Origin of the sequence: Streptomyces sp. NPDC016640 (assembly GCF_043076215.1) — a bacterium.
Lineage (GTDB): Bacteria > Actinomycetota > Actinomycetes > Streptomycetales > Streptomycetaceae > Streptomyces.
The window spans coordinates 1-22,712 of record NZ_JBIBRG010000006.1 but is presented as its reverse complement, the minus strand read 5'-3'; the positions used below and the strand labels follow the sequence as shown (position 1 = coordinate 22,712).

Annotated in this window: 16 protein-coding genes and 6 pseudogenes; 16 read left to right on the top strand and 6 right to left on the bottom strand. The window is 65.4% G+C overall.

Going from position 1 to position 22,712, the window contains the following annotated elements; genetic code table 11:
* Positions 1-585: 585 nt before the first annotated feature.
* Complete coding sequence (locus tag ACF07S_RS14085; RefSeq protein ID WP_391974257.1) at positions 586-1,305, top strand: DUF6531 domain-containing protein; 720 nt, start codon at positions 586-588, stop codon at positions 1,303-1,305.
* 183 nt (positions 1,306-1,488) lie between these two features.
* On the opposite strand, the gene ACF07S_RS14080 is transcribed toward ACF07S_RS14085, so the two are convergent.
* Complete coding sequence (locus ACF07S_RS14080; RefSeq protein WP_391974256.1) at positions 1,489-1,920, bottom strand: ATP-binding protein; 432 nt, start codon at positions 1,918-1,920, stop codon at positions 1,489-1,491.
* 107 nt (positions 1,921-2,027) lie between these two features.
* Here ACF07S_RS14080 and ACF07S_RS14075 point away from each other — a divergent pair.
* The 6 genes and pseudogenes from ACF07S_RS14075 to ACF07S_RS14050 all read left to right on the top strand — a co-directional run.
* A pseudogene (locus ACF07S_RS14075) lies at positions 2,028-2,430 on the top strand (heavy metal transporter CzcB); the annotation flags it as partial.
* The gene (locus tag ACF07S_RS14070; RefSeq protein WP_391974255.1) at positions 2,427-2,978 is read left to right on the top strand and encodes a flavoprotein; all 552 of its coding nucleotides are present in this window, start codon (positions 2,427-2,429) and stop codon (positions 2,976-2,978) included. The pseudogene ACF07S_RS14075 and the gene ACF07S_RS14070, both read left to right, overlap by 4 nt.
* A gap of 392 nt (positions 2,979-3,370) precedes the next feature.
* The gene (locus ACF07S_RS14065; RefSeq protein WP_391974254.1) at positions 3,371-5,944 is read left to right on the top strand and encodes a hypothetical protein; all 2,574 of its coding nucleotides are present in this window, start codon (positions 3,371-3,373) and stop codon (positions 5,942-5,944) included.
* A gap of 82 nt (positions 5,945-6,026) precedes the next feature.
* Positions 6,027-6,471, top strand: a pseudogene (locus tag ACF07S_RS14060) (site-specific integrase); the annotation flags it as partial.
* Positions 6,472-6,809: 338 nt separating this feature from the next.
* Positions 6,810-7,091, top strand: coding sequence for a hypothetical protein (locus tag ACF07S_RS14055; RefSeq protein ID WP_391962789.1), 282 nt, complete (start codon positions 6,810-6,812; stop codon positions 7,089-7,091).
* Complete coding sequence (locus tag ACF07S_RS14050) at positions 7,088-7,486, top strand: type II toxin-antitoxin system VapC family toxin (RefSeq protein ID WP_391962790.1); 399 nt, start codon at positions 7,088-7,090, stop codon at positions 7,484-7,486. The genes ACF07S_RS14055 and ACF07S_RS14050 overlap by 4 nt, the downstream gene beginning before the upstream one ends.
* Positions 7,487-7,781: 295 nt before the next feature.
* On the opposite strand, the gene ACF07S_RS14045 is transcribed toward ACF07S_RS14050, so the two are convergent.
* Complete coding sequence (locus ACF07S_RS14045) at positions 7,782-8,564, bottom strand: hypothetical protein (RefSeq protein WP_391974253.1); 783 nt, start codon at positions 8,562-8,564, stop codon at positions 7,782-7,784.
* A gap of 195 nt (positions 8,565-8,759) precedes the next feature.
* On the opposite strand from ACF07S_RS14045, the pseudogene ACF07S_RS14040 reads away from it, so the two are divergent.
* The 9 genes and pseudogenes from ACF07S_RS14040 to ACF07S_RS14000 form a co-directional block, all read left to right on the top strand.
* A pseudogene (locus ACF07S_RS14040) lies at positions 8,760-9,067 on the top strand (site-specific integrase); the annotation flags it as partial.
* Positions 9,068-9,628: 561 nt separating this feature from the next.
* Positions 9,629-9,907 carry a hypothetical protein gene (locus tag ACF07S_RS14035; protein ID WP_391974252.1) on the top strand — a complete coding sequence of 93 codons (279 nt, stop codon included), beginning with the start codon at positions 9,629-9,631 and terminating at the stop codon, positions 9,905-9,907.
* A 23-nt stretch (positions 9,908-9,930) separates the two neighbouring features.
* Positions 9,931-11,562, top strand: coding sequence for an ATP-binding protein (locus tag ACF07S_RS14030; protein WP_391974251.1), 1,632 nt, complete (start codon positions 9,931-9,933; stop codon positions 11,560-11,562).
* A gap of 492 nt (positions 11,563-12,054) precedes the next feature.
* Positions 12,055-12,156: pseudogene (locus ACF07S_RS14025) on the top strand (hypothetical protein); the annotation flags it as partial.
* A 59-nt stretch (positions 12,157-12,215) separates the two neighbouring features.
* Positions 12,216-12,338 (top strand): annotated as a pseudogene (locus ACF07S_RS14020) (IS481 family transposase); the annotation flags it as partial.
* A gap of 39 nt (positions 12,339-12,377) precedes the next feature.
* A complete protein-coding gene (locus ACF07S_RS14015; RefSeq protein WP_391974398.1) occupies positions 12,378-12,548 on the top strand; it encodes a hypothetical protein in 171 nt (56 codons plus the stop codon).
* 9 nt (positions 12,549-12,557) lie between these two features.
* Positions 12,558-13,883: an integrase core domain-containing protein gene (locus tag ACF07S_RS14010; protein WP_391974250.1), complete on the top strand. Its 1,326-nt coding sequence runs from the start codon at positions 12,558-12,560 to the stop codon at positions 13,881-13,883.
* Between the two features lie 782 nt (positions 13,884-14,665).
* Positions 14,666-16,045, top strand: a pseudogene (locus tag ACF07S_RS14005) (IS1380 family transposase).
* 271 nt (positions 16,046-16,316) lie between these two features.
* On the top strand, positions 16,317-17,444 hold the full coding sequence (locus tag ACF07S_RS14000; protein ID WP_391974249.1) for an IS30 family transposase: 1,128 nt from the start codon (positions 16,317-16,319) through the stop codon (positions 17,442-17,444).
* 113 nt (positions 17,445-17,557) lie between these two features.
* On the opposite strand, the gene ACF07S_RS13995 is transcribed toward ACF07S_RS14000, so the two are convergent.
* The 4 genes from ACF07S_RS13995 to ACF07S_RS13980 form a co-directional block, all read right to left on the bottom strand.
* Positions 17,558-18,247 (bottom strand): hypothetical protein, encoded by a 690-nt coding sequence (locus ACF07S_RS13995; protein WP_391974248.1) that lies wholly within the window; start codon positions 18,245-18,247, stop codon positions 17,558-17,560.
* On the bottom strand, positions 18,244-18,693 hold the full coding sequence (locus ACF07S_RS13990) for a hypothetical protein (RefSeq protein WP_391974247.1): 450 nt from the start codon (positions 18,691-18,693) through the stop codon (positions 18,244-18,246). The genes ACF07S_RS13995 and ACF07S_RS13990 overlap by 4 nt, the downstream gene beginning before the upstream one ends.
* A gap of 14 nt (positions 18,694-18,707) precedes the next feature.
* Complete coding sequence (locus ACF07S_RS13985) at positions 18,708-20,936, bottom strand: glycoside hydrolase domain-containing protein (protein ID WP_391974246.1); 2,229 nt, start codon at positions 20,934-20,936, stop codon at positions 18,708-18,710.
* Between the two features lie 197 nt (positions 20,937-21,133).
* Positions 21,134-21,646, bottom strand: coding sequence for a hypothetical protein (locus ACF07S_RS13980; RefSeq protein ID WP_391974245.1), 513 nt, complete (start codon positions 21,644-21,646; stop codon positions 21,134-21,136).
* Positions 21,647-22,712 lie beyond the last annotated feature (1,066 nt).

Sequence of the window (22,712 nt, the reverse complement as noted above, 5' to 3'; positions counted from 1 at the left end):
TAACCTGCCGTAAAGGACACGGCTGGAACCTGACGGTGTTCCTCAACCGGGTCGTGTCGAGTACTTCCTGATCACGTGCTTCAAGGGGTGGAACCCGACCGCGCATTCTGGCGTGATCATGTCCATTGATGCAGACCAACGCTCATGAACTCGCCACTACCAAAGAGCCAACGGCGAGAAGCGGTCCGGTGGCCGGAGAAAATTTCTTCTCCGGTATCCCGGTCGCGGACAGCATCAGGGAGGCGTCGGTGCGCAGCAAGCGAGTACCGCACCCTCTTCCGACCCGGAATTCAGGCCAAGCCCCGCAACGGCCCGCGAGGGCGCTGTCACGTTGGCTGAGCCGGTGGAAGGAACTTCGAGTCGATCAGCTGAGAGGGGTCCTCGGTGGACAGTGCACCGTCGCACAAGGAGCACCGGTATCCGCGATTCCACGAGCTGGTCCGACTGCTCCTCCAGTCCGGCTCGGCCGCCTGGACCGCCTTCACGATTTCCAGATGAACAAGTCACGATTCTCTGGCTCCATGTCGTCAGCTCATGCCACACTCCCCTCCGTTTGATCGACTCAGCAGAACCGGGGAGTGACTCATGGCATTAGGCGTACGATCCAAAACGTTCATCGCCATCGGTGGGGCGCTGGCAATGTTCAGCGGAGTTGTCGCGCAGGTTGCTGCGGCAGAGCCGCACAGTCAGCGACAGCAAGCCCAACGCCAGGCGACGGACGTCGTACGGGAGGTGGACACCGAGGTCGCCAGTCAGGGCTTGCCGTTCAGCCTCACCCGCTTCTACCACTGGGATCCGGAAGCGCCATCGGGCCTGCTGGGCAAGGGCTGGAGACTCGCGCTCGAATCCAGACTCGTCCTGGCCTCGAACACTGTGACCCTTGATGACGCGGACGGCACCGACGTCGTCTTCACCCGCCAGGCCGACGGCTCGTACACCGCACCGCAGGGTGCGCCCTACACGCTGACGGCAGGTGCGGGCGCCGACTACTCCCTCATCGCACAGGACGGCACCTCCCGCACCTTTAACGCGGCCGGACGTCTCACCGGTATCGTGAACGCGGCCGGCAAGGGGCTGCGGCTCGCCTACACCTCAACCGGACGTATAGCCTCCGTGACCGACGCCGAGGGACGCACGGCGGCCTTCGCCACCGACAGCGCGGGACACCTGATATATGTCACCCTCGCCGACGGCAAACGCGTCACGTACGTCTACACCAGTCAGAGCTACCTGTCGGCGGTAGCGGGAGTCGACGGCAGCAAGCGGACGTACATGTATGACGCGCAAGGACGGCTCATCACCTGACGCACACCTTGAGTGATGCCCACCGCCCCATACACGTCATTGTTGGTGAGCGGCACTCCCCGATGGGGCACGTCCCGCCAGACAGCGGCCTCACTGTTCGAGGACGGGCGCCGTGCGCTTGGACCTCCTTCAAGCGTTCGCGGCAGGCGAGGTGGTGTAGACGACACGGTCAACTCCGTACGGTCAACTCCGTGTCACAGGGACGCGGTTGCCGGCCACCGCCGAGGTGGAGAGCGAAATCTCGGCCCAGCATCGCTTGCCGGTAGGGGGCGGTTCGGCACCGTGCCGGTCGGCGAGAGCCGAGACGAGGAGCAGGCCACGTCCGGTCTCGCTGTCGTCGTCCGGTAGGCCGGGCTGGGGGAGCAGCGGGCTGGAGTCGCAGACCTCGATGCGCAGGACGGTGCCGGTGAGCCGGGTTGCCAGAAGGATTCGGCCGGTGCCGGCGTGCTGGACCGCGTCCGTCAGCAGTTCGCTGATCACCAAGGACGCGGTGTGCTCCACCTCGTCGTCCAGTTCCGCGTTCCAGCGCCGTATCCCGTCCATGGCCTGGCACCGCGCGGCGTAGACCGCGTGGGCCGTGGCCGATACCGGGAGAGCGAACCGGTGCGTTGCCACGTCGTGTCTTCCTTGTGCGAGCGGTGTCTGTGGTGCCACTCCAAGGAACCGGCTGGAGGGTGTCCGTGCCGTTGGCGCATGGGGGTGGTCGTGCCGCCGCGGAGGCGTTCCTCGCCGAGGCGAAGGAGGTGGCACGCCACGTCTCCGCCCGGTCGCCCCGATGCGTGGGCCAACTTCGACTCCGCCCATGTGGCGCTTCACGAAGTCGGTGCCCTGGTGGCTTTCGGTGACATCGGCCTGGTGCTCCGGGCGGCCCAGCCGCTCATGCGCCGCCGCATCCCCGTTCCGGAGCGCCGGGCCGCGTTGTGGCTGGAGGTGGCCAGGGCGCACAGCCGGCAGGGGCGCCTTGCCGATGCCTGTCGGGCCCTGCACATCGCCGAGACGTGCGCCGCACAGGATGTCCGCCGTCCCGCCGTCCGGGATCTGGTCGCGGACATGGCGGCTCGTGACCGTCGCCGTGCCCTGCCCGAACTGCACCGGTTCAGCCGCCGACTGGGAGCACCCGCGTGACCGATCCGACAGCCCCTGGCGAGAAGCCTTTCCTGCACGTCGTCTGTGCGGCCGGCGTCGCCGCGGATGTCGGCGGGCTGATGACGGCCGCGCGGCAACGTGGCTGGGAAGTCGGTGTCGTCGCCACTCCGCAGGGGCTCGCCTTCCTTGACGTCACGGCTGTCCAGGAGCGGACCGGCCACCCGATCCGCTCCGCCTGGCGCACACCCGGTGAAGCCCGCCCACTGCCTCCCGCCGACGCCATCGCCGTCGTGCCTGCCACCTTCCACACGATCAACAAGTGGGCTGCGGGCATCTCCGACAGCCTGGCGCTGGGCATTCCCTGCGAGGCGTACGGCATGGGTGTCCCCACCGCCGTTCTGCCCGGTCCGAACGCCGCCCAGGCGGCCCACCCCGCCTATGCGCGGAGCCTGGAGGTGCTGCGTGAGATGAACGTCATGATCGGCACCTACGAGCCCCACAGGCCGAAGGCCGGTGGCGGGGCGGATCGCTTCCGGTGGGCGGAGGCCCTGGACCTTCTGGAGCCCCGGCTCGGCCGACGGTCGTGATGCGGTCCCGACGAGCGAGGTGGTGCGCATCTGGCGCACATCTGGCACGCGGCCACTGATCAACGCGCACAGCACAAAGGCCCGGGTCTCTGACCTGGGCCTCCGTAGGGAGCGGGTGACGAGAGTCGAACTCGCGCTCTCAGCTTGGGAAGCGACGGCGCCTGGGCAGGCCATATGGTGCTGACGTGCACAGATGCCGTGTGGTCGGGTGGTCCGGCGGGTTTGATCGCACCACTGCGAATCGGCACTCGCGCCGCGCCGGAGGCCGGGGGCGCCCTGGTGTGCGGGAATCCCCTCGGCGATGTCGGCACCACCCTCTAAAGTGAGCCGGTCGTCTCCTGTGGCGGATGAGCCGGGGGCGGTCTTAGGGGAAGCTGCCATAGGGGTGACGGATGTCCATTTTTCGTGTGGGCCGGATACGAAGACGCGCGGCGGCGGGACTGTGTGGGGCGGTGCTGACCGCCTCGTCGCTGCTCGCGTCCGCGGCGACGGCGTCGCCGTCCCCGCCGGGCGGCGGACCGGCCACGACAGGGACGGTTTCGCCCGCGGAGGGCGTGGGGGTCCGTGCCGGGCAGAGCGCCGAGTTGGGGGACCGCGGGCGCGTGGAGCTCATCGGCGGACGTGACATCCGGGTGACGGCGGACGAGGCAGGCGCCGCCCCGCCCCGCTACTCCGTCGCGTCGGTGGACGGCACGGTGTCCGTGCGGCCGACCGGTGAGTCCGCTGCGGACCGCCCGACCGCGGAGCTTCAGCCGACTGCGCGTACCGAAGACGCTCGGGGCGTTCTCCCCACGACGTACGCCGCCGCGTCGGCGTACTCGGTCAAGCTGAGTATCACGAACGCCGATGTCCGATCCAAGTCGTTCTACGTCTGGGACCGCAAGACCTGGACGTCGTACGCCGTCGACAGCGACACCGCGGGCGCCTCGGCGACCGTGAAGCTGCCGCCGGGTGACTACTTCTCGGTCGCACTGCACAACGACTGGCTGGAGCCGAGCTACCTGCTCACCCGTACCTTCTCGGTCGGTTCGGCTGCCAAGACGGTCACCTTCGACCAGCGGGCGGCGAAGGAGACCGCCATCCGCACCGACGACACCACCGCCACCCGGGACGCGTCCGCCGTGTGGATCAGTGTTCCGGGCGGCGACCTGGCGGGCTTCGCCGGTTCGGGGGCCGACAAGGTGTACGTCACTCCCTTCTCGGTCAGTGGCGTCTCTCTGCGTCTGCACGAGGTGCTCATCAAGAAGGGCGCCTCGGCGAGTGTGCCGAGTCCTTACCGCTATGACCTCACGCACAGCTTCACGACGACCGTGCCTGCTTCGCCCGTGGTGACGGTCCGTGCCTCGACACTGGCCAAGACCGTGACGAAGATGAGTGCCCCGGGCACCCGGACCACGGCCTTTCTGCAGAGTGTCCCGTCCTTCGGCGAATGGACGGGCGTCTTCATCGGCTCCGCGGCGCCCGTCACCGGTTCGGTCACCGAGTACAGCACCCCGGGCGTCACCTACAGCCGATTGCTGTCCTACGGGAGCGGCGAGCTGAGCCTGAACCTCCCGGACCGGACCTTGCCCGCAGGGACCAGCGCGGGCGAAAGCCTGGGCGCGGCCCCGTTGCAGCCGCGTCGCTCGGAATGGGGCGGTTCGCAGCGGAACTTCGGGAAGATCCGGGTGTCCGAGCTGAACGCCTTCGGTGATGCGGCCGGCCACGCGGCGATCGACGGCCGTGCGACGTACTCGTACAAGCTCACCTCCGACGGCATCACCTACGCCCAGGCCGACGGCCTCGACGCGTACCACTCGCTGACGTCGTCCAGCCTGCCTTCGCTGCAGAGGACGTACACCCTCGACCAGACCGTCCACCGTCGTGTCCCGTACTCCCGGCTGTCCACGGAGATACACAACGAGTGGAGGTTCCGCTCGGACTACGCGGAGGGCAGCGAACTCCCGCTCATCGACGCGCAGCTGAGCGTTCCCGGTCTCGACGACTACGGCCGGGCGGCCACCGGACCGGTCCGGGTGCAGGCGAGCGCGACCACCCGCAACACGGACACGGCGGCGGCCAACACCCGGATCACCGGGCTCGCCCACTCCACGGACGACGGCGCCACCTGGACGGACCTCGACGTCGCGGTGGACGGCTCGGCGACGTTCGACCTCCCCGCCACCGCCTCCTTCGTCTCGCTGCGCGTCACCGCCGCCGACGACCAGGGCGGCAGCCTGGACCGCGTCATCACCAGGGCGTTCGCGGGTCCGGCCCCCCACGGTGACGAGACGGCGGGGGCGACCCGTATCCCGAACGTCTTGGTCAACGGGGGCAAGCGGGTCGAGCTGACCGATGCGCCGCTGCAGGAATTCAAGGCGAGGTTCACCGCAACCGACCCGTCGGGGATCGCGAGCGGGGACATGTACCTGTACAAGGGCTCGTACAACACTCCCGACGCTGTCCTCTACGGCACTTGGCCGGCGACCTGCACCGAGGTCAGCGCGACCACCTCCACCTGTGAGGCGCACTTCGCCTACATCCAGCCGCGCTGGGTGTTCGGCCGCAACTCCTTCGCCGGCACCTGGAAGCTGGCCGCCTGGGCCGAGTCCGCGGACCGCACGGGCCATGTCGATCTGCACGCCGCCCAGTCGGTCTCCGTCGTGCGGGACGCGACGCTGACAGCCAACGCGGCTCCCGAACCGGTTGTTAAGGGCAAGACCCTCACCGTCACCGGCAAGCTCGCCCGCGCGGACTGGGAGACGCGCGGCGGTTACCACGGCTACACCGGTCAGAAGGTGAAGCTGCAGTTCCGTAAGAAGGGGACGTCCACCTACACGACGGTCAAGACGATCACCACTGACAGCTCCGGTGCATTGAAGACCACGGCGAAGGCGTCGACGGACGGTTACTGGCGCTACACCTTCGCCGGCACGTCCACCACCGCACCCGCCACCGCCTCGGGCGATTACGTCGACGTCCGCTGATCCCGCAGACCCCGCCGGGTTCCTGCTCGATGAGCCGGAACCCGGCGACAGCCCTCACGCGAGTGGTGGCGCCCACCGACAGGAGCTGACCACTTCTCGTCGACACAACGGCGAGCGCGCTCCCGATGAGACCAAGCCCGATGCAGGCGTCCGGGCTGTCGTTCTCCCGTCCTTCCTCCACGAGGAGGGTGAGACAGCACCTCGTGCGGTTTGCCGAGAAGGGGCCGAACGGATCGGTCTTCGTCGGGGAGAAGGGAGCGTCCTGCAGGCGCACCTCGTTCGGGCACAAGCGGAAGTGGCGACGGGCGCGCACGGTCGTCGGTCCTCCCGACGGTTTCCGGTTCCACGACCTCCGTCACACCGGGCACACGCTGTCGACCCGTTCCGGCGCCACCCTCAAGGACACGATGGTCCGCGCCGGCCGGCCCTCCGAGAAGGCCGCGCTGATCTATCAGCACTCCGACGAGGAGCGTCAGGAAGAGATCGCCGCCGGCCTCGACGCGACCGCCCGGAAGGCCCGGGTCTCCGACCTGGGCCTTCCTCGTGGAGCGGGTGACGAGAATCGAACTCGCGCTCTCAGCTTGGGAAGCGACGGCGCCTGCGCTGGCTTCACGGTCCTGAGCAGCGCAGATACCTGGATCTACCGGGATCTTTGGATGGTCGTGCGGGCCCGACTGCACCGCTGTCGACCGTGGTTTTCCGTCCTTACGGGCACGCGGAGGGCACGGAACTCCGGAAGGGGGGGTCCGGAGCCACTGAGGGGAGAACTGCGCACGGTCCGCCCGCTGAACGGATCATCTGTCGAGGGGCGGTGGGGCCGCACAGCACCCACACTTTATGCCATTTTCTATGGCATAATCGGGGTGTGGCTGATGACGACGTTGACTTCCTGCCCGGTGACGGCCCCACCAGCGGTATCTCCGTCACTCTGACTGCCGGAACTCTGCAGGCGATCCGTGAGCGGGTCGGTAAGCGGGGCGTCTCGGCGTACCTGGAGAGGGCGGCTCACCGGCAGATCGAGCGGGACAACCTGGACGAGCTGATCGCGGACTTCGACAAGGAGCACGGCCCGGCCGATCCCGAGGCCGTGGCGGCCAAGCGTGCCCGGCTGGCCGGCGGCGATTCGCAGGCTGGGGCGGCCGCGTGAGCGGTGCCCTGGTCCTGGACAGCGAGGGCCTGGCGAAGGCCGTACAGCGTGATCGGGAAATCCACGAGTGGCTGACGGCGGCTCGCGACGCGGACCTGCCAGTGATCACGTCAGCTGCTGTGCTGGTCGAGGTGATCCACCCGAAGATCAACGACGCCGCGCTGAAGTGGACCCTGTCCCGCCTGGCCGTCGAGCCGGTGACCCAGGCCGTCGCGCAATCCGCTGCCGCCTTGCTGCGCACAGCGGGGCTGCACGGCCACACGTACGCGATCGACGCCATGTTGTGCGCGACCGCCCTGCAGCGTCCTGGCCGGGTGACGATCCTGACTTCCGATGTGGAAGACATCGGGCTGCTCACTGCCGGGCATCCACGCGTGAGTGCGGAGAAGGTCTGAGCCGAGGCGCCTCACAACCGGCTCGGTCAGTCGCGTCCGGTAAGGCTCCGTGATCAGGTCTTCCACCCCGGTACACGTCCCCGCCTGTCGCGTCAGCCCAGGCCCGCACCTTGGTCTCGGCGCCCGGCCCGGGTGCCTCCCGGTGCCGGGCGCCGAGACCTGAGGAGGGGGTTCGAGGCCGTAGCGGCCGGGCGGCCGTCTCGCCGCGTATTACGGGGCTTCGTCGTTCGTGGAAGGTGCCGTCGCGGAGCGTCGTGGAGAGCACGTCGACCCGTTGCCCCGCTCGGGTCCGCGATCAGTTGTGCTCCTCGTCGATGGTGACGGCGACCCCGTCCTCGACCTGGACGGCGACAGCGACGCTGCCCTTCTTGGCCGCGGCTTCGAGGTCTTTCTCGGTGCAGGGCGTGACGGTCTCCGCGTCACCGCAGATCCAGCCGGCGCCGTTGATGACGGTGTCGGTGGCGGTGAAGAACGCACGCTCGTTACCGTCGCGGCTGAGGGAGTACTTGCCCGGGGCCATGTACCCGAGCGTGCCCGAGAAGAGCCCCGACTTCTCGCCCTCTCCCATACCGTTGCCGCCGTTGCCGCTGTCGGTGTGGTCCTCGATGATGCTGACAGCCACCCCGTCCTTGACGTCGACCGTCGCTTCGAACCCCTTCTTGGCCGCGGCTTCGAGCTCCTCCTCGGTGCACGGCGTGGCGGCCTGGCCGTCCGCGTCACCGCAGATCTTGCCCGCGCCCTCGATGTCGGTGTCCTCGGAGGTGAAGAACGCCTGCTCCGCGTCGTTCGCGTCGGTGACGGTGTACTTGCCGGGGGCGAGGTAGGAGACCGTGCCGACCCACTTGCCCGACACCATGCCGCTCTTCGAGCCCTTCTCGCCCGACTGGGACTCGCTGCCGGTGCCGGTGCCACTCCCACCGTCGTCGGACTTCCCCTTGGCGGCCGAGTCCGAGGCCGTGGCCCCGTTCGACTTGCCGCCATCCTCCGTGTCCTCTCCCTGACAGGCGGTCAGCAGCATCGTCGTGGCCACCAGGGCCGCAGCGGCGAGGACGGACTTGCGTCGGTGCGTGCGAAGCATGGTGGGACTCCCCCTGCTGATGGTGATGTGGCCGGGCCGGACTGGTCGTTCCGGCTGGTCTCTGCCTGGTCGATAACCATCGTGAAGGGTGCGGCGACCCCCTGGAAGCGCGGTTACGGTGTCATGACACTCCTGCCGTTATCACGGGACGCCGCTCCAACGTCCACGAGCCCATGCGGCACGGCCGCCTCTTCCTCGCCGGTCGGGCGGAAGTGGCGGAAGGCACGTGAGACCGTCGGCATGTCAGAGGGCTTCCGCTTCTACGATCTCCGGCACACGGGGCCACCCCTTGTCCACGCCCTCCGGGGCCACGCCCAAGGACACCATGGTCCGTGCCGGACAGTCCTCGGAGAAGGCGGCGCTGATCTATCAGCACTCCGACGACGAGAGGCAGGAAGAGGTCGCCGCCGGGCTGGATGCCACCGTGCGGAAGGCGCGGGGCCGCTGCCGGGGAGAAGCAGCCCGACAGGCCTTCTGGCACGCATCTGGCACGCGGCGCGTGATCGCAGAACACAGCAAAAAGACCCGGGTCTCTGACCTGGGCCTTCTTCATGGAGCGGGTGACGAGAATCGAACTCGCGCTCTCAGCTTGGGAAGCTCGGGTTTCCTGGCCTTGACTATCCCGCTGACCTGCGGCTAAGCGGTGTCGGCGTCCCGTGGACGGCCGAATTGGTGCCCGTGGTTCCCCGTGGTTCCTCCCACGATCTGGCACGCGTCTGGCACGAACTGAGCACCTCCATCCTGAATCCTGGTGGGTGCGCTACCTGGGTGATGACACTTGATCAGAGACCCTGCTATCCTGGTCTGTTCACTGCCAGGAGGGACTCTGCAGCGCGATGCCAGTAGTTACGTCTACGGACCTAGTGTTGCTTCATATTGCAACCAGCAAGAGTGCGGCCATTTCTGCCCTCCCGGCAGGAGGCCGGTACCCTTTTCCGATTTCACAGCTGTTGCAGCAGGTCGTAACGGATAGGCTACTGCTTGCTGGTGAGCATTTGAGGGCAGGGGATCATCTCCTCTTTGGTTCACAATACAGATCAGCGATTAGCCGCCACTATTATGCGATGTATCACGGCGCCCGGGCCATCGTCTTCGCTGAAAATCGTGGCGACGATCATGAGCGGCACAACATTCTTCCGAGGAATCTTCCGTCGGCGTGGGTCAACGCGGCAACCCGTGAAAGCGAGCTGACAGACGCTCGTCTGCTACGCAATCAGGCTGACTACGACGCGTACCCTCTAAACGAGTCTGATTGGGAAGCCGATGCTCGTGCACTTGCTGTAACTGCTGCCAATTTTCTTCAGGATTGCGAATTTTTCGCTTCAACGAACGGGTACATCTGATGTCAAGTGTCAATTTTGAGTCCTTGATCTCCGGCGCCCTCGAAGAGGCGGGCATCTCAATTGTGCGAGTCGATGAAAGGTCTTTCCCTGGAGAGAAGTGGTTTGTTGTATGGGTGGATGAAGACTCTCTAGTAACTGCTCAGAGCCTTTCTGGATCCATTGAGCAGACATTGAATGAGGCCGCAGACGCCGCTAGTCAGTCTCTCGTTGTTACGTTTCGACCTCATCGAGACGAAGAGAGAAAAATCGCTGAAGCGGAGGTCGCCGGTCGGCTTTCTGGCCCAAAAGTCGATCAGCTAATCCAACTCCTTGAAGCGAGGTCGCGAACATCGGACGCACTTCCCAGTCTCAAGTATATGGAGGACCCCAGGGCCAGCCTTGCGGCCATTGGGGCTTCAAGGCATCATCTCGTCTATGGGCGTCGTGGTGTCGGAAAGACAGCGCTCCTGCTTGAGGCAAAAAGAATTGCTGAACGTGATGGTCACGTTACTGCATGGATCAATGCCCATACTCTGCGCCGTCTGGCTACCGCTAGCGCCTTTCTAGCGATCGCTGAGGTAACCCTCAATTCGATCATTCAGCATGCAGGTTCTTCTCAGGGTGAATCTTACACGCGCCTTAAGGAAACTAACGGGCGGGTGGGGCAGTTGCGATCAGGCAGCCCAGTTTCTGACGTTGCTCTCGGTGAGATGGTAGCCGAATTGAATCGATCTTTGCGTGCTGTTCTAAGAGAAGATATTGTTCGTCTTTACTTGTATATCGATGATTTCTACCTATTCCCTGAATCGGAGCAACCGCACCTGCTGGACTGCGTTGCCGGCATGCTGCGTGATTGCGACGGCTGGATTAAGGTAGCCAGCATCGAGCGTCTGACTAGGCCATTCGAGCCGTCGTCGAGGATCGGAATTGAAGTCCCGCATGATGCGTCAAAGATTGACCTCGACGTCACTCTAGAGGATCCGGAATCGACGCAGCGATTCCTCGAATCCGTGCTCTCCAATTACACGACGACAGCAGGAATTGCTAAGCCAACAAGCATTGCACAGAACGCCGCTCTCGGCAGGTTGGTGCTTGCTTCGGGTGGTGTTCCGCGCGACTATCTCAACCTTTTTGCTTCCTCGATCGTAGCCGCTCGCTCTCGCTCGAAGGCGCGTGAAATCGGGCGAGAGGACGTCGCGGAAGCCGCCGGTCGCGCGGCCAGAAGCAAGAAGAGGGACTTGGAGCAAGATGTCTCCTCGGACAGTGCGGGCAGCTTGCTTACGGCTTTGGATGTTCTTTCTGACGAGGTACGGGGAGCTGGATACACCTACTTCAGAGTCAATGTTGCACAGAAATCTCAGCCATTTTATGAAGTGCTAGGCCAGCTCGTTGATTTGCGTTTCGCTCATCTGATTCAGTCGACGCTTTCCGATCAACATCGCCAGGGGGTTAAATATGAGGCATACATTCTCGACCTGAGTGAGTATGCCGACGTCCGCCTAAAGAGAGGCTTGGCCATTCTTGACCTGCGGGATGGGAAGTGGAATTTTCGGCGTAGCGGAAAGGCGGGCACACAAAAAAAGTTGCCTGGCACGCTGCTGCGTGACGAATTGCGCCGCGCTCCGATCATCGACTTGGAACGTCTCGCTGAGAATGTAACCGAGCGGATGGGGTGATTCCTGAGTCTAGTAGGTCGGCGGAGCGGGTTTGGTCGGTGGCCTGCCCGGTCTGGGGTCGAGTATGGCCGGGGGCCGTACGCTGGCTGGCAACTCGGGCAGGCTTTAGACCTGCCCGCAATGTGTACGAGTGGCCCCCTGGTCTTGCTCAACGCGGGGCCCGGACCGGGGAGGTGGCTAAAGCCGTGGAGCCGACCGCCCAGCCACGACGTATCTCTTTCTCTGACTCAGGCGGCTGATCGCCAAGAGCGCGGCGCGGGCGTCGGCCGGGCTGGAGCGGGGCGGAGACAGGAGCGCAGGCCCGGTCGGTGCACGGGCCGCGCGCGGGGAGCGGAGCGAGCCGCCTTGAACCAGTAAAGAAGGTTGTAACTCAGGTGGCGTCTGGGATGTGTCCGGTCCCGGGAGATGCTTGACACTTCGATCCCAGCTGATGGTTGACGGTGGCCGTGATCGGCTTTTCTGTGCACGTCGTTGCGGCGTGCGGCGTGCGGCGTGTGGCCGGGATTGGCGCTGGTGGAGTTGTCGGTTGTCGAGCAGCGGTATCGGGCTGTGCTGGCGGGTGCGACGGTGACGGAGGTTGCCGCGTCGCTGGGGGTGTCGCGGCAGACGGTGAGCGGGTGGAAGCCGCGGTATGAGGCCTCCGTCTGGCCGGGTTGGCGGACCGGTCGCGCAGGCTGGCGTCGTGTCCGCATCAGGCCTCTGCCGAGGTGGAGGCGGCGGTGTGTGAGCTGCGGCGCAAGCACCCGAAGTGGGGTCCGAGACGGGACGCGTTCGTGCTGGAGCGGTCCGGGGCGGTGAGCCCGGTGCCGTCGCGGATGACCGTGTATCGGATCCTGGTCCGTCACGGGCTGGTGGAGCCGGGGATTCGGCGCCGGAAGCGGTCGGATTACAAGCGCTGGCAGCGGGACCGTCCGATGCAGTTGTGGCAGATGGACATCGTCGGCGGGGTCATGCTGGCCGCCCCGGTGACGGGTGAGCTGTCCTAGGCGAAGGTCGTGACCGGGGTGGACGATCATTCCCGGTACTGCGTGATCGCGCAGGTGATGGAGCGGGCGACGGGGCGGGCTGTCTGCTCGGCGTTTGCGAGGGCCTTGCAGGCGTTCGGGGTGCCGGAGGAGGTACTGACCGACAACGGCAAGCAGTTCACCGACCGGTTCGGGCATGGCTGTGAGGTGTTGTTCGACCGGATCTGCCGGGAGAACGGGATCGCCCACCGGCTCACCCAGCCGGCCTCGCCGACCACGACGGGCAAGGTCGAGCGGTTCCACCAGACACTGCGGCGCGAACTCCTCGACGACTGCGGTGTCTTCGAGAGCATCGAGGAGGCCCAGAGGACGCTGGATCGTTGGGTGGAGGAATACAACTCGATGCGTCCGCATCAGGCCCTGGACTTGCAGTTTCCCGCTGACCGGTTCACCCCGGTGCCCGAGCAGGAGCGGGACATGTTGGGCCTGCGGGTGCCGGGGATGCTTGCGCTGGTGTCGCCGCAGCGGACACCTCCTGCAAAGCCGGAGCCAGCCGAATTGTCGTCAGTGTCGGCCGGCCTGCCGAAGCCGGTCCCGGCGGTGGTTCACCGGGCGCCGGGTGGGCCGGTGGAGTTCGAGCGGGTGGTGCCGGCGAGTGGGAATCTGCAGGTCGCGGGCAAGCAGTTCTGGCTGGGGCCGGCCCGTTCGGGGCTGACGGTGACGTTCTGGGCGGACACGTCGGTAATCCATCTGCTGATTGCCGGGACGCGGATCAAGACGGTGCGGTCGCATCTGTCGGTGGAGGATCTGGGTCGGCTGGCGGCCCGGGGTGGTTGTGCGGCCGGACCCTCGCCGCTTCCCGTCGGTGACAGTGACGGGGCGGCGTTCGAGGGGGAGCGGGTGGTGAACAATAGCGGCCTGGTGGGTCTGGGCGGGCACCAGGTGCTGGCGGCGGAGATCCTCGGCGGCCGCCAGGTGGGCATCCGGATCGACGACGGGACACTGTCGTTCTTCGACCCGGCCTCACGGGAACTGTTGCAGGTGAGGCCCAACCCGCTGACCAGCCCGGAAGTCCGCGGGCTGCGGGGTCTGCGTCCGGCCGGGCCGCCGCCGCGTCCGGGCGTCGAGCCGGTGCGGGTGCAGCGGAAGGTCAGCGCGGTGGGCACGGTCATGGTCTGCCGCCAGGTCGTCTCCCTCGGCCGCCCCTACACAGGCCAGACGGTGACAGCGCACGTGTCGGACACGGCGATCACCGTCGAGCTGGACGGCCAGATCCGCGTCATCCGCCGCACGACCGACGTTCCGGTCCGTAACGTGAAAGCCAACAAGCCCCACAGGGCTTCCGATGTTGTCTAGGCCCACCGTCAAGCATCACCTGGGACCAAACCGTCAGACATCAGCTGGGACCCGACAGTCGCAAATGCTCACGCGTCGCTCGTCATCCTGTCACACTGCGTAGGCAGGACAGTTCGTGGTACGTCGTGCATCTCAACTTCGGCGGGTACAGCCTCGCCGAAGGGCGGCAAAGAGGGGGCCGGGCTGTGTCGTATCCCGTTGAACGTCCAAAAGGTAAAGCAACGATCCCACCATCGCGTGACATACGGAAGGGCGGTCCCCGCTGCGAGAGATGCGGACTGAGGTTGCCCTCCAGCGACAGGTGGGGCCGTCGGACTGAGTGTCCTTGCGTGGATACGAAGTAAAAAACCGTCGCGGCAGCGATGTCACCGTGGGTTCAAATCCCACCGCCTCCGCGCTGAGAACAGCGAGAACGGCCCCTGACCTGGACATCCGGTCGGGGGCGCTCTCATGCCCGCGTGCCGTGACTACCCGGTGTTCCCTGTGGTTCTCCGTTCGATCGGGCACGGTTGGGGCCCGGCACCTTCTGATCCGTAGCTCTATGTGGAACGGTCAGCCACGGTCATACCGGCCGCTTCGAGGCCACTGAAGGGCACTGCTGGACGGGGACGGTTGCTGTGGTTGTTGGTACTCCTGTGCTGTACAGCGCAGGTCCCTAGTCTCGCGCTTTTCATGAGCGGGCTCGTCCATGCCTTGATCAAGTAAGTGGAGAGTGCTCCTGAACTGCAACGATGGGACTTATCGAGGGTCCTGTCAGCTGCAAGGAAAGAAGCACTCTCCAGGTGAAGAAGCGTAGCGGGTCGTACCTGCGTGTCCGTATCGAGGGCGGCGGCTTTGGGGGTGGTCTCGCAGGCCGGCGCCGTGCTGCTGGTCGAGACGGTCCGCAAGTCCGTCCTGGACACCACGATATCGGCGGCGCTGACGCCGTGGCGCAAGCGGCGGGCGGTGCACGACCCGGGCAAGATCCTGCTGGACGTGGCCCTGGCCGTCGCCCTCGGCGGAAACTGCCTGGCCGACGTCGGCATGCTGCGGGCCGAGCCGGCTGTATTCGGCCCGGTGGCCTCCGATCCCACCCTCTCCCGTCTCGTCGATACTCTCGCCGCGTCCGGACCGAGAGCTCCTGCGGCGATCCGGGGCGCGCGTTCCCAAGTGCGCGGGCAAGTCTGGGACCTGGCCGGTGAGAGCAGTCTGGCCGCCGACGGCCAGGTGATCGTGGACATCGACGGCGTGCTGGTGCTCGCACACTCCGAGAAGCAGGATGCCACCGCGCTTGGAAGAAAACCTTCGGCCATCACCCGCTCGTCGCGTTCGTCGATCACGGCCAGGCCGGTTCCGGAGAGCCGGTGGCCGCCCTGCTACGGCCCGGCAACGCGGGCTCCAACACCGCCGCCGACCACATCGAAACCGCCCAGCTCGCCCTGGCCCAGCTGCCCAAAGACCTGCGACGGGGACGCCGGACACTGATCCGGACCGATTCCGGCGGCGGCACCCACTCCTTCCTCGACTGGCTCTCCCGGCCCGGACGATGGCTGTCGTATTCCGTCGGAATGATCATCACCGACGCCATCCACCAGGCCGTGCTGAAGAACCCGAAGAAGGCGTGGATGCCGGCCTACGACTCCAGCGGCACCGAGCGGCCCGGCGCCTGGGTCGCGGAGATCACCGACATACCCGACCTGAGCACCTGGCCGAAGGGGATGCGGCTGATCGTCCGCCAGGAACGCCCGCATCCCGGCGCCCAACTGCGCTTCACCGATCTCGACGGACTGCGGTTGACCTGCTTCGCGACCAACACCAAGGGCGGCCAGCTCGCCAATCTAGAGCTGCGTCACCGTCGGCGGGCCCGCTGTGAGGACCGCATCCGAAACACCCGGGACACCGGCCTGCGCAACCTACCCCTGCACGACACCGCGCAGAACCGGATCTGGCTGAAGATCGTCCCCCTCGCGCTCGACCTCCTGGTCTGGATGCCGATGCTCGCCCTGACCGGCACCACCCGCCGCTGGGAACCCAAGAAGCTCCGCCTGCGCCTGTTCCCCAGCGCCGCCCAGCTCGTGAACACCGGCCGCCGCCACTGGTTCCGCTTCACCGCCCGATGGCCCTGGACCGACGACATCACCCACGCGATCAACCGGCTCCACATCCTCCCTAACCCCGGCTGACCAGCCACTTCGACTGTCCCGACAACCCACATCACCACACCGGCGAAGTGGAACCCGGCGCCCGCCCGACGCGAAAGCCGGACCCTGAGCCTGCCCCAGCCCCGAAAACACCCCACCACACAGACACAAAGCCCCCGTCAGCAAGCCTTCCGTTCTAGTGGTCGTTGCAACACCCCAGCTCAAGGGGTGCGATGGACTTCAAGATCCGGGAGAACCGTGGACCGGGGGGCGGGGCCGTCTGCTGCGTGAGCGGAAGGTATATCTCCAGCTCATGCAGCAGGGCTACAGCGATCGAGAGGCCAGCCGGATCGTCGGCATCAACCCGCGAACCGGCAAGCGGTGGCGCAACGGCCGGCACTCTCCGCCGACGGGCAAACCGAAGCCTCCCATCACCGTGGAGGCTCCGGCATCCGAGCCCTCGCGGTGCCTGCGCGAGGCCGACCGCGTCCACATCGCCGGCCGTCTGCGGGAGAAGGCGTCCATCCGGCAGATAGCCACCGAGCCGGGTCGCAGCCCTTCCACCATCAGCCGCGAGATACGGCACAACGGAGCGTTGTGGCGGGGCAGGGACTGGACCTACCGGCCTCACGCCGCCCAGCGTCGCGCCGAGGAACGTCGCCCACGCCCGAAGCCGGGGAAGATCGGCCAGAATCCCGCACTGCGGGACTTCATCCAGGACCACCTCGAACGCCGCTGGAGCCCCGAACAGATCTGCCAGGCCCTACGGGCCCGCTTCCCCGACCGGCCGGAGATACATGTGGTCCACGAGACGGTCTGCCAGGCCCTCTACGTCCAAGGACGCGGAGAACTCCGCAGAGAACTGACCCCAGCCCTGCGGACCGGCAGGATCATGCGCCGGCCGCACCGGCGGTCCTGCCGGCGCCAGCTCTGCATGGCCAAGGACATGGTGATGATCAGCGAACGGCCCGCCGAGGCCGCCGACCGCGCGATCCTCGGGCACTGGGAGGGCGACCTCATCATCAGCAAGGCCCTCAAGTCCGCGATCGGCACGCTGGTGGAGCGTTCAAGCCGCTTCGTCGCCCTAGTCCACCTGCCTGACGGCCGCCAGCCCGCGCAGGTGCGTGACGCTCTCGTCCGGACCGTCTCGGCCCTCCCGGCCCAGCTCAGACGCTCTCTCACCTGGGACCAGGGCTCCGAGACGTGCCTGCACAAGCAGTTCAGCGCCGCCACTGACATGCCGGTCTTCTTCTGCGATCCCGGCAGCCCCTGGCAGCGCGACTCCAACGAGAACACGAACGGTTTGCTGCAGCAGTACTTCCCCAAGGGCACCGACCTGGCCCGCTACCCCCCCGAGGACCTGGCGGCCGTCGCCGCCGAGCTGAACAGCCGCCCATGCAAAACGCTCGGCTGGGAAAACCCCAGCCGAGCGCCTCGCTAAGCTCCTGGCAACAATCAGTTGATCACTTGTGTTGCAACAACTCCTGGAATTCGCCAGTTGACGAGGGCTCATGAACGATCGAAGCTAGGCTTCGGGTGCCCTCACGACCGGGTTCAGATCGAGCCGGAACCCGCTCCCATGCCGGGAGTCCAGTTCCACCCCACGATCGCCGAAGCGAGTCGCCGGAGCCTGCTGTCACCGGGCGGGACGTTGATGTAGAACAGTGCCTCATCCGGATGCTTGTCGTCGCCCCCCCAGCGAACCACTTCGGCAGACTCGGCGAGGATGTCCCGGATCCTGGACAGTTGCTCGGGGAAAAAGCCCCCGCGCAAGCCGGACGGATAGAAGCCGGGGCGAATCTGCACTCCGGTACCAGACGCCTGGTTGGACTCGGCCAAGCCCTTGCGGAGTGTCGACGGGTGGCGCCAGCCGATCACATCGCCCCGGCGCAGCTCTTCCACATCGTAGTGAAAGCGGCGAACTACGTGGAGCAACACGATTTCGGCTTCTCCCATGCGGAGCTGAACACCGTCCAGCGGAAGGCCCGGCACGGGTCTGGTGTAGATGTGGCCGCGAGCGTCTGCGGCTCTCTCCATCTGCCATCCATTGGATGACGAGATGCCGCTCAGGACGCGCTTGTTGCGTTCTTGAGCCTTGCGGACCGCTTCGCGGAGTTGCTCAGGTTCCGGGCCCTCTGGCTGTGCGAGAGCGGGGGAGGCGAGTAGCTGAGTGCCGAGGACGGCACCCGCGGTCACGCCGGTGGCACGGCGAAGTATCTGCCGACGGGACAGGGGAGTGGTCACGTGCGTGGGCCCTTCTTGTGTAGAGCGATGACAAGTCCGGTCAGGACGAGCGCGCAGATGCCGCACACGGTGACTGAGGGGTTGATGTAGCCAGGGATGACAGCCGCCTCGACCACGCGCCCGTCATCGGTCACGCAGCCGAAACGCAACGGCACGAACGTGGCTTCATATCCCTTAAGGTCGCGCCCGACGGCGTGCTGGCAGGCCGTGGACAGGGCATAGTCGTCATGCAGCATCAGGAGGATGAGACCCCAGATGTACGCGCCAACCGCCGCATCCCACGCCAGCAGGGCAGTTGGTCCGAGAAGCGCCTTGCCGGTCGCATCAGCTTTCATCAGCCCACGAATCCCGCTGATCGTCAGCCACACCAAGGCGACGAGGCCGACCGAAATCAGTAGGATAAGGAGCGCACCGTTATGGCCAGCGTATGGCTCGTCTCCTGACATGAGCGGTTCTCCTGTTACACGTTGCGGGAGATGGAGTTGTACTTCTCCATCACGTAGTACAGTCCCATTCGCTTCTTCGCCTCTGTGAACGCAGGTTCCCCGGGCCCCTGGTAGCGGCGAAGAACCTCGTAAATCTCCTGGTCGGTGTAGCCCAGCGTGGGCTGGCGCAGCGCCGGTGAGTCGTCATCGCCGCCGGGCTTCCCGTCAATGTCCCAGCGATGGATCAGCGCGACACTTGTAAGTGCGTACGTTTCGCTGTCGTATGCCTGTTTCCACGCGTTGTACTTATCTTCATCGACGGCATAATCCCGCCGGGGCTGACCTGACCCGTACCCCTTGTCGAGTGCGTGATTCCAGGCTCCGATGAGGGTCTGCGCCCGCTGTTTTGCGATGCCTGTGGAGGTGTCTATGGGGTACTGCCGTGTTGTGTTGAAAGTGGTGATGACTGTGGCCCAGGCAAACTCGTCCTTCGGCTCGATGTGTCGCATCTCCCAGTAGGCGGTGGTCTGTATGAGTGCCTTGCGCATGCCGTGCCGCAGAGAGAGTTCTGTGATCAAGTCGTCGTGTGCCGTAACGGTCCGCTCGAAGCACTTCCAGTGCTGATAGGAGCGCACTCCTCCGTCGAGCGGAAATCCCAGGGACTCCATGTACTTGCCGACATCGGTCTCCATTGCCTGGATGACGTCGGGGCTCAGGCGGGTGTCCGGCTTGGCGGCGCGGGGTGCGTTGAAAGAGCTCTGACCGGTGTCCTGCCCGGAGGCGATGTTGACGTCGATGTTGATTGCTCCGCTTCCGGAGCCCACGGTCTTGGTGACGATCTGATCGTAGGCCCAATTCGCGGGAAGTGGATAGCCGAAGTTGCCGGAAAACCCGGAAGACATGTCGGACACGAATGACGCGGACGCATGGCCGGCCGCCGACACGCGGGTGCACACATTGCGTGGTCCGTAAACTCCGACTGCATAGCGTCCGCCGTCATCACTGATCGCGTCCACGATGCCCTTGAAGTGCGGGAGGATGCTGTCGGTGATTTCGTAGTCGTACGCGTCGAAATCGACGGCGAAGAAGATCCTTGCGCCTGGCTTGAACCCGTGATCGAGGGCGGCATTGATGGCGGCTTGGCCTGCAGCGCGGCCCAGAGGATAGCTGAAGTCGTCAGCGCCACGGCCGAAAGTCTGGTAAATGGGGAAGCAGCGCATGCCCTGGGCGGCGATGGTTTGCAGTTCCCCCGACTGGATCTCCTTCTCCGGAACCGCGCCACCGCCGGGCACCGGGTTGGTGAGGTAGCGCCCAACAACGCTGATGCCCTCTGCCTTGAGAGCTGCGGCCCGGTCAGGGGTAATCCGAGTAACGCCGTCACATGCGGAGCCCTTACGTTCCTGGTCACCGTACGACACCAAAAGCGAGGCCCATGTGGAGAAGTCTCCCTGCCCCGTTATCGGCAGCTTGGCGAACGACTGGAACGAGCGGACAGCATCAGCCAGGGCGGAGGTGAATGTACCGCTGAACGATACGGAACGCTGGTTCAGGAGCATGCCGGCAGTGAACAACTGCACCCAGGTGCCGGACGATCCCACAGACAACAGGTGGGCCGCGATGCCGGACTTCGTGCCGGGACCGAAGTTGCCGTTAGCGACGCCGTCGGCCATGCCAATTGTATATTGGACTGCATACAGCATGGCCGTGGCGACGGTCCTGGAGTGGTGGCCGTCGCAAGGGACAATATAGAAGTCGCGGCGGTTGACGAACGTTCCGTTCATCCACTGCTGAACGGACCTGATCTGCTCGGATCCACTGTTGACGGTGACGTACGGGTCCATGTTCAACAGGCCCTTGAAGACCTTCGGGCCGACGTCGCTGCCGGGATACGCAAAGTCCACACCCATGTCCGACTTGAGTGAGAGAACCGACTTCTGGATCCGGTCACTGTAAGTGCCGTCGATCCCGCCGCCATCGTACCCCTTGCAGTACAGACTGGCCTGCACAATTCGGACGATTTTTGCCGGGGCGCCCGACGCTTGGATCCCCGGGTACTTGGACTGAAGCGCGGACAATGTTGTCGGGCCGAAGCTGTCCGACAGGCCGGTGATGCCCAGTTCGTACTGGAGGGCCCGGGTGAGGGCGTACATGACGGTCCAGCTCGTCTGGCCGTTCTCGTCGAGCTTGGATATCCCCAGTGTGGTGCCATTACCGTACGTGGAGTTGATGAATTGTTGCGCTGCGCGCACCATTTCGTCAGCCATAGATGATTCCTCTCGGATTGGAGGGGGCGCCTGTGATCCCAGCCCTCCCCGAGCGAAGTGGCTCAAGGCCGGGCACGGGTGGGCGCGCGCCCGACACGGTCGTGCATTGGGGCTGTCCTACATGCTGGCGAACCTGCACTCTCCAGGCACATTTTCATCATGTGGCTCAGAGGTCAGTGCAAGGCCATGGTCCGGCCTCAGAGACGCGCTGCCGATGCGTTCTCGTTCTTGAGGCTGGAGATGGGATTCGTTGACGGCCAGTGCAGCCCGCACGTGGGTGAGAATGTCTGGCTGGTGCCCAGATATCCGGAGTTGTAGTAAACCCGGTAGCTGGCCGAGCGTTCTCCGTTCGAAGCCGAGGCGGCGTTGTTCTTCACTGCCAGCCCTTCGCCCGTATTACCCAGTCGGCAGGTGGCGTAGTTGTCCGAGATCAGGCCGTACTCGAAAACGAACCTCACCAACGTGGTTCCATTGGGAGAGTATCCGTAGTAGTCGGGGATGTCTCGGGTGGCCACGAAACAGGAGCTGGACGAGTAATTGGTTGTCTCCGAACGGCTGTTGTAATGGATGACGAAGCAGTAGGTGCTGCCGCTGGAGGTGCACTCGTCCGCCGAGTAAGACGTCGCGGCCGAGGCCGGGGAGGACACGGAGAGGGCCGCGGCGAACGTGCCGGCTGCCACCGCCACTCGCTTCAGGAGGCTACTTCTCATGAGTTTCGTGCCTCCTCGTACGCGGCCACCGCCGTGGGGACCGCCGTGCTGGACTCGCGTGGATCCATCGCTTTGCTGTGCCCCACAGCCGGCGAGCGCCAGCACGACAACAGCCGTACCCAAGAAAAGTCTCTTGACGGGCAAAGCCTTGGTTCCCCTCTGCCAGGTGCGCCGTGGTGTAGGCCGTTCCCCCGCTCAACCCGGCCAAGAAGCACCGCCGTCATGACGGTCAGCGCTTCTCGAAATACTGGGTACGGGGGTACCGACACGTGGTAGGGGGCACACCGAAGAAGCCGTCGAAGTTGCCCCTCCCCGACTCGCAGCGCGCAGTACGACCCCCGATCAGGCGATTGGTCTGATCCAATTGCCGATCGACGCACACAATAGACGCCAAGACCACACATGGACACCAGCTCGGCGGCTCTCTGGCCGAAATTAGCCCGTCGGCGCGAGCGGTGCCGAGTCAAGACTCCATGGTGGTGCAGGCGCTTTTAAGTGGTGCTACCGAGGTGTAAGAGGTGAAAGCAATGCCTGGGGCAGGTGCCAAGAAGTGGCTGATCACCCGCCCGCTCTTCCAAGGGGCTAGCTCGGACGGACCTGGTCCACCTCACCGATCATGAAACAGAGATCGCTGCATCCTGCTCGTCGCGGGACGGCTCCAGGCGGACGTGCTGACCGGCCACACAACGTCCTGCGCGCGGACGGGCGCGCTTCCGCGAGCTTCGTCGGTACCCGGCTCGACCTTCACGTCCTCCCGTATGACTCGGACTCCTGAGAGCAGGAGGTGTTCGACCCGGCACCAAGCCGGACAGCTAGCATCGGCGAAGACCGCGGCCTGAACAGGGTTCCCGCCGGAGTGATCTTCCGGTTGCACGAGTAGGAAGGCAGGGCCTTTCAGTAGCTCTGAGATGCGAGAACCGAGCAGCGCCGGGAGGCGCTGGTGTCGTTGTTGTACGTGCCCGAACCTGTTTACGAGTTGGTGCGTGATAGTGGGTGAGGCGTCGTGCCTGGCTGGTGGCATGATTCGACTGTGGTGATCATGGTCAAACGGGCGGTACTGGCGCAC

What these genes read in the sequence shown, in the direction of transcription:
- ACF07S_RS14085 (WP_391974257.1), top strand. Translation starts at nt 586, where the DNA reads ATGGCATTAGGCGTACGATCCAAAACGTTCATCGCCATCGGTGGGGCG.
- ACF07S_RS14065 (WP_391974254.1), top strand. Translation starts at nt 3,371, where the DNA reads ATGTCCATTTTTCGTGTGGGCCGGATACGAAGACGCGCGGCGGCGGGA.
- ACF07S_RS14045 (WP_391974253.1), bottom strand. Translation starts at nt 8,564, where the DNA reads ATGCTTCGCACGCACCGACGCAAGTCCGTCCTCGCCGCTGCGGCCCTG.
- ACF07S_RS14035 (WP_391974252.1), top strand. Translation starts at nt 9,629, where the DNA reads ATGTATCACGGCGCCCGGGCCATCGTCTTCGCTGAAAATCGTGGCGAC.
- ACF07S_RS14015 (WP_391974398.1), top strand. Translation starts at nt 12,378, where the DNA reads ATGACCGTGTATCGGATCCTGGTCCGTCACGGGCTGGTGGAGCCGGGG.
- ACF07S_RS14000 (WP_391974249.1), top strand. Translation starts at nt 16,317, where the DNA reads ATGCAGCAGGGCTACAGCGATCGAGAGGCCAGCCGGATCGTCGGCATC.
- ACF07S_RS13990 (WP_391974247.1), bottom strand. Translation starts at nt 18,693, where the DNA reads ATGTCAGGAGACGAGCCATACGCTGGCCATAACGGTGCGCTCCTTATC.
- ACF07S_RS13985 (WP_391974246.1), bottom strand. Translation starts at nt 20,936, where the DNA reads ATGGCTGACGAAATGGTGCGCGCAGCGCAACAATTCATCAACTCCACG.
- ACF07S_RS13980 (WP_391974245.1), bottom strand. Translation starts at nt 21,646, where the DNA reads ATGAGAAGTAGCCTCCTGAAGCGAGTGGCGGTGGCAGCCGGCACGTTC.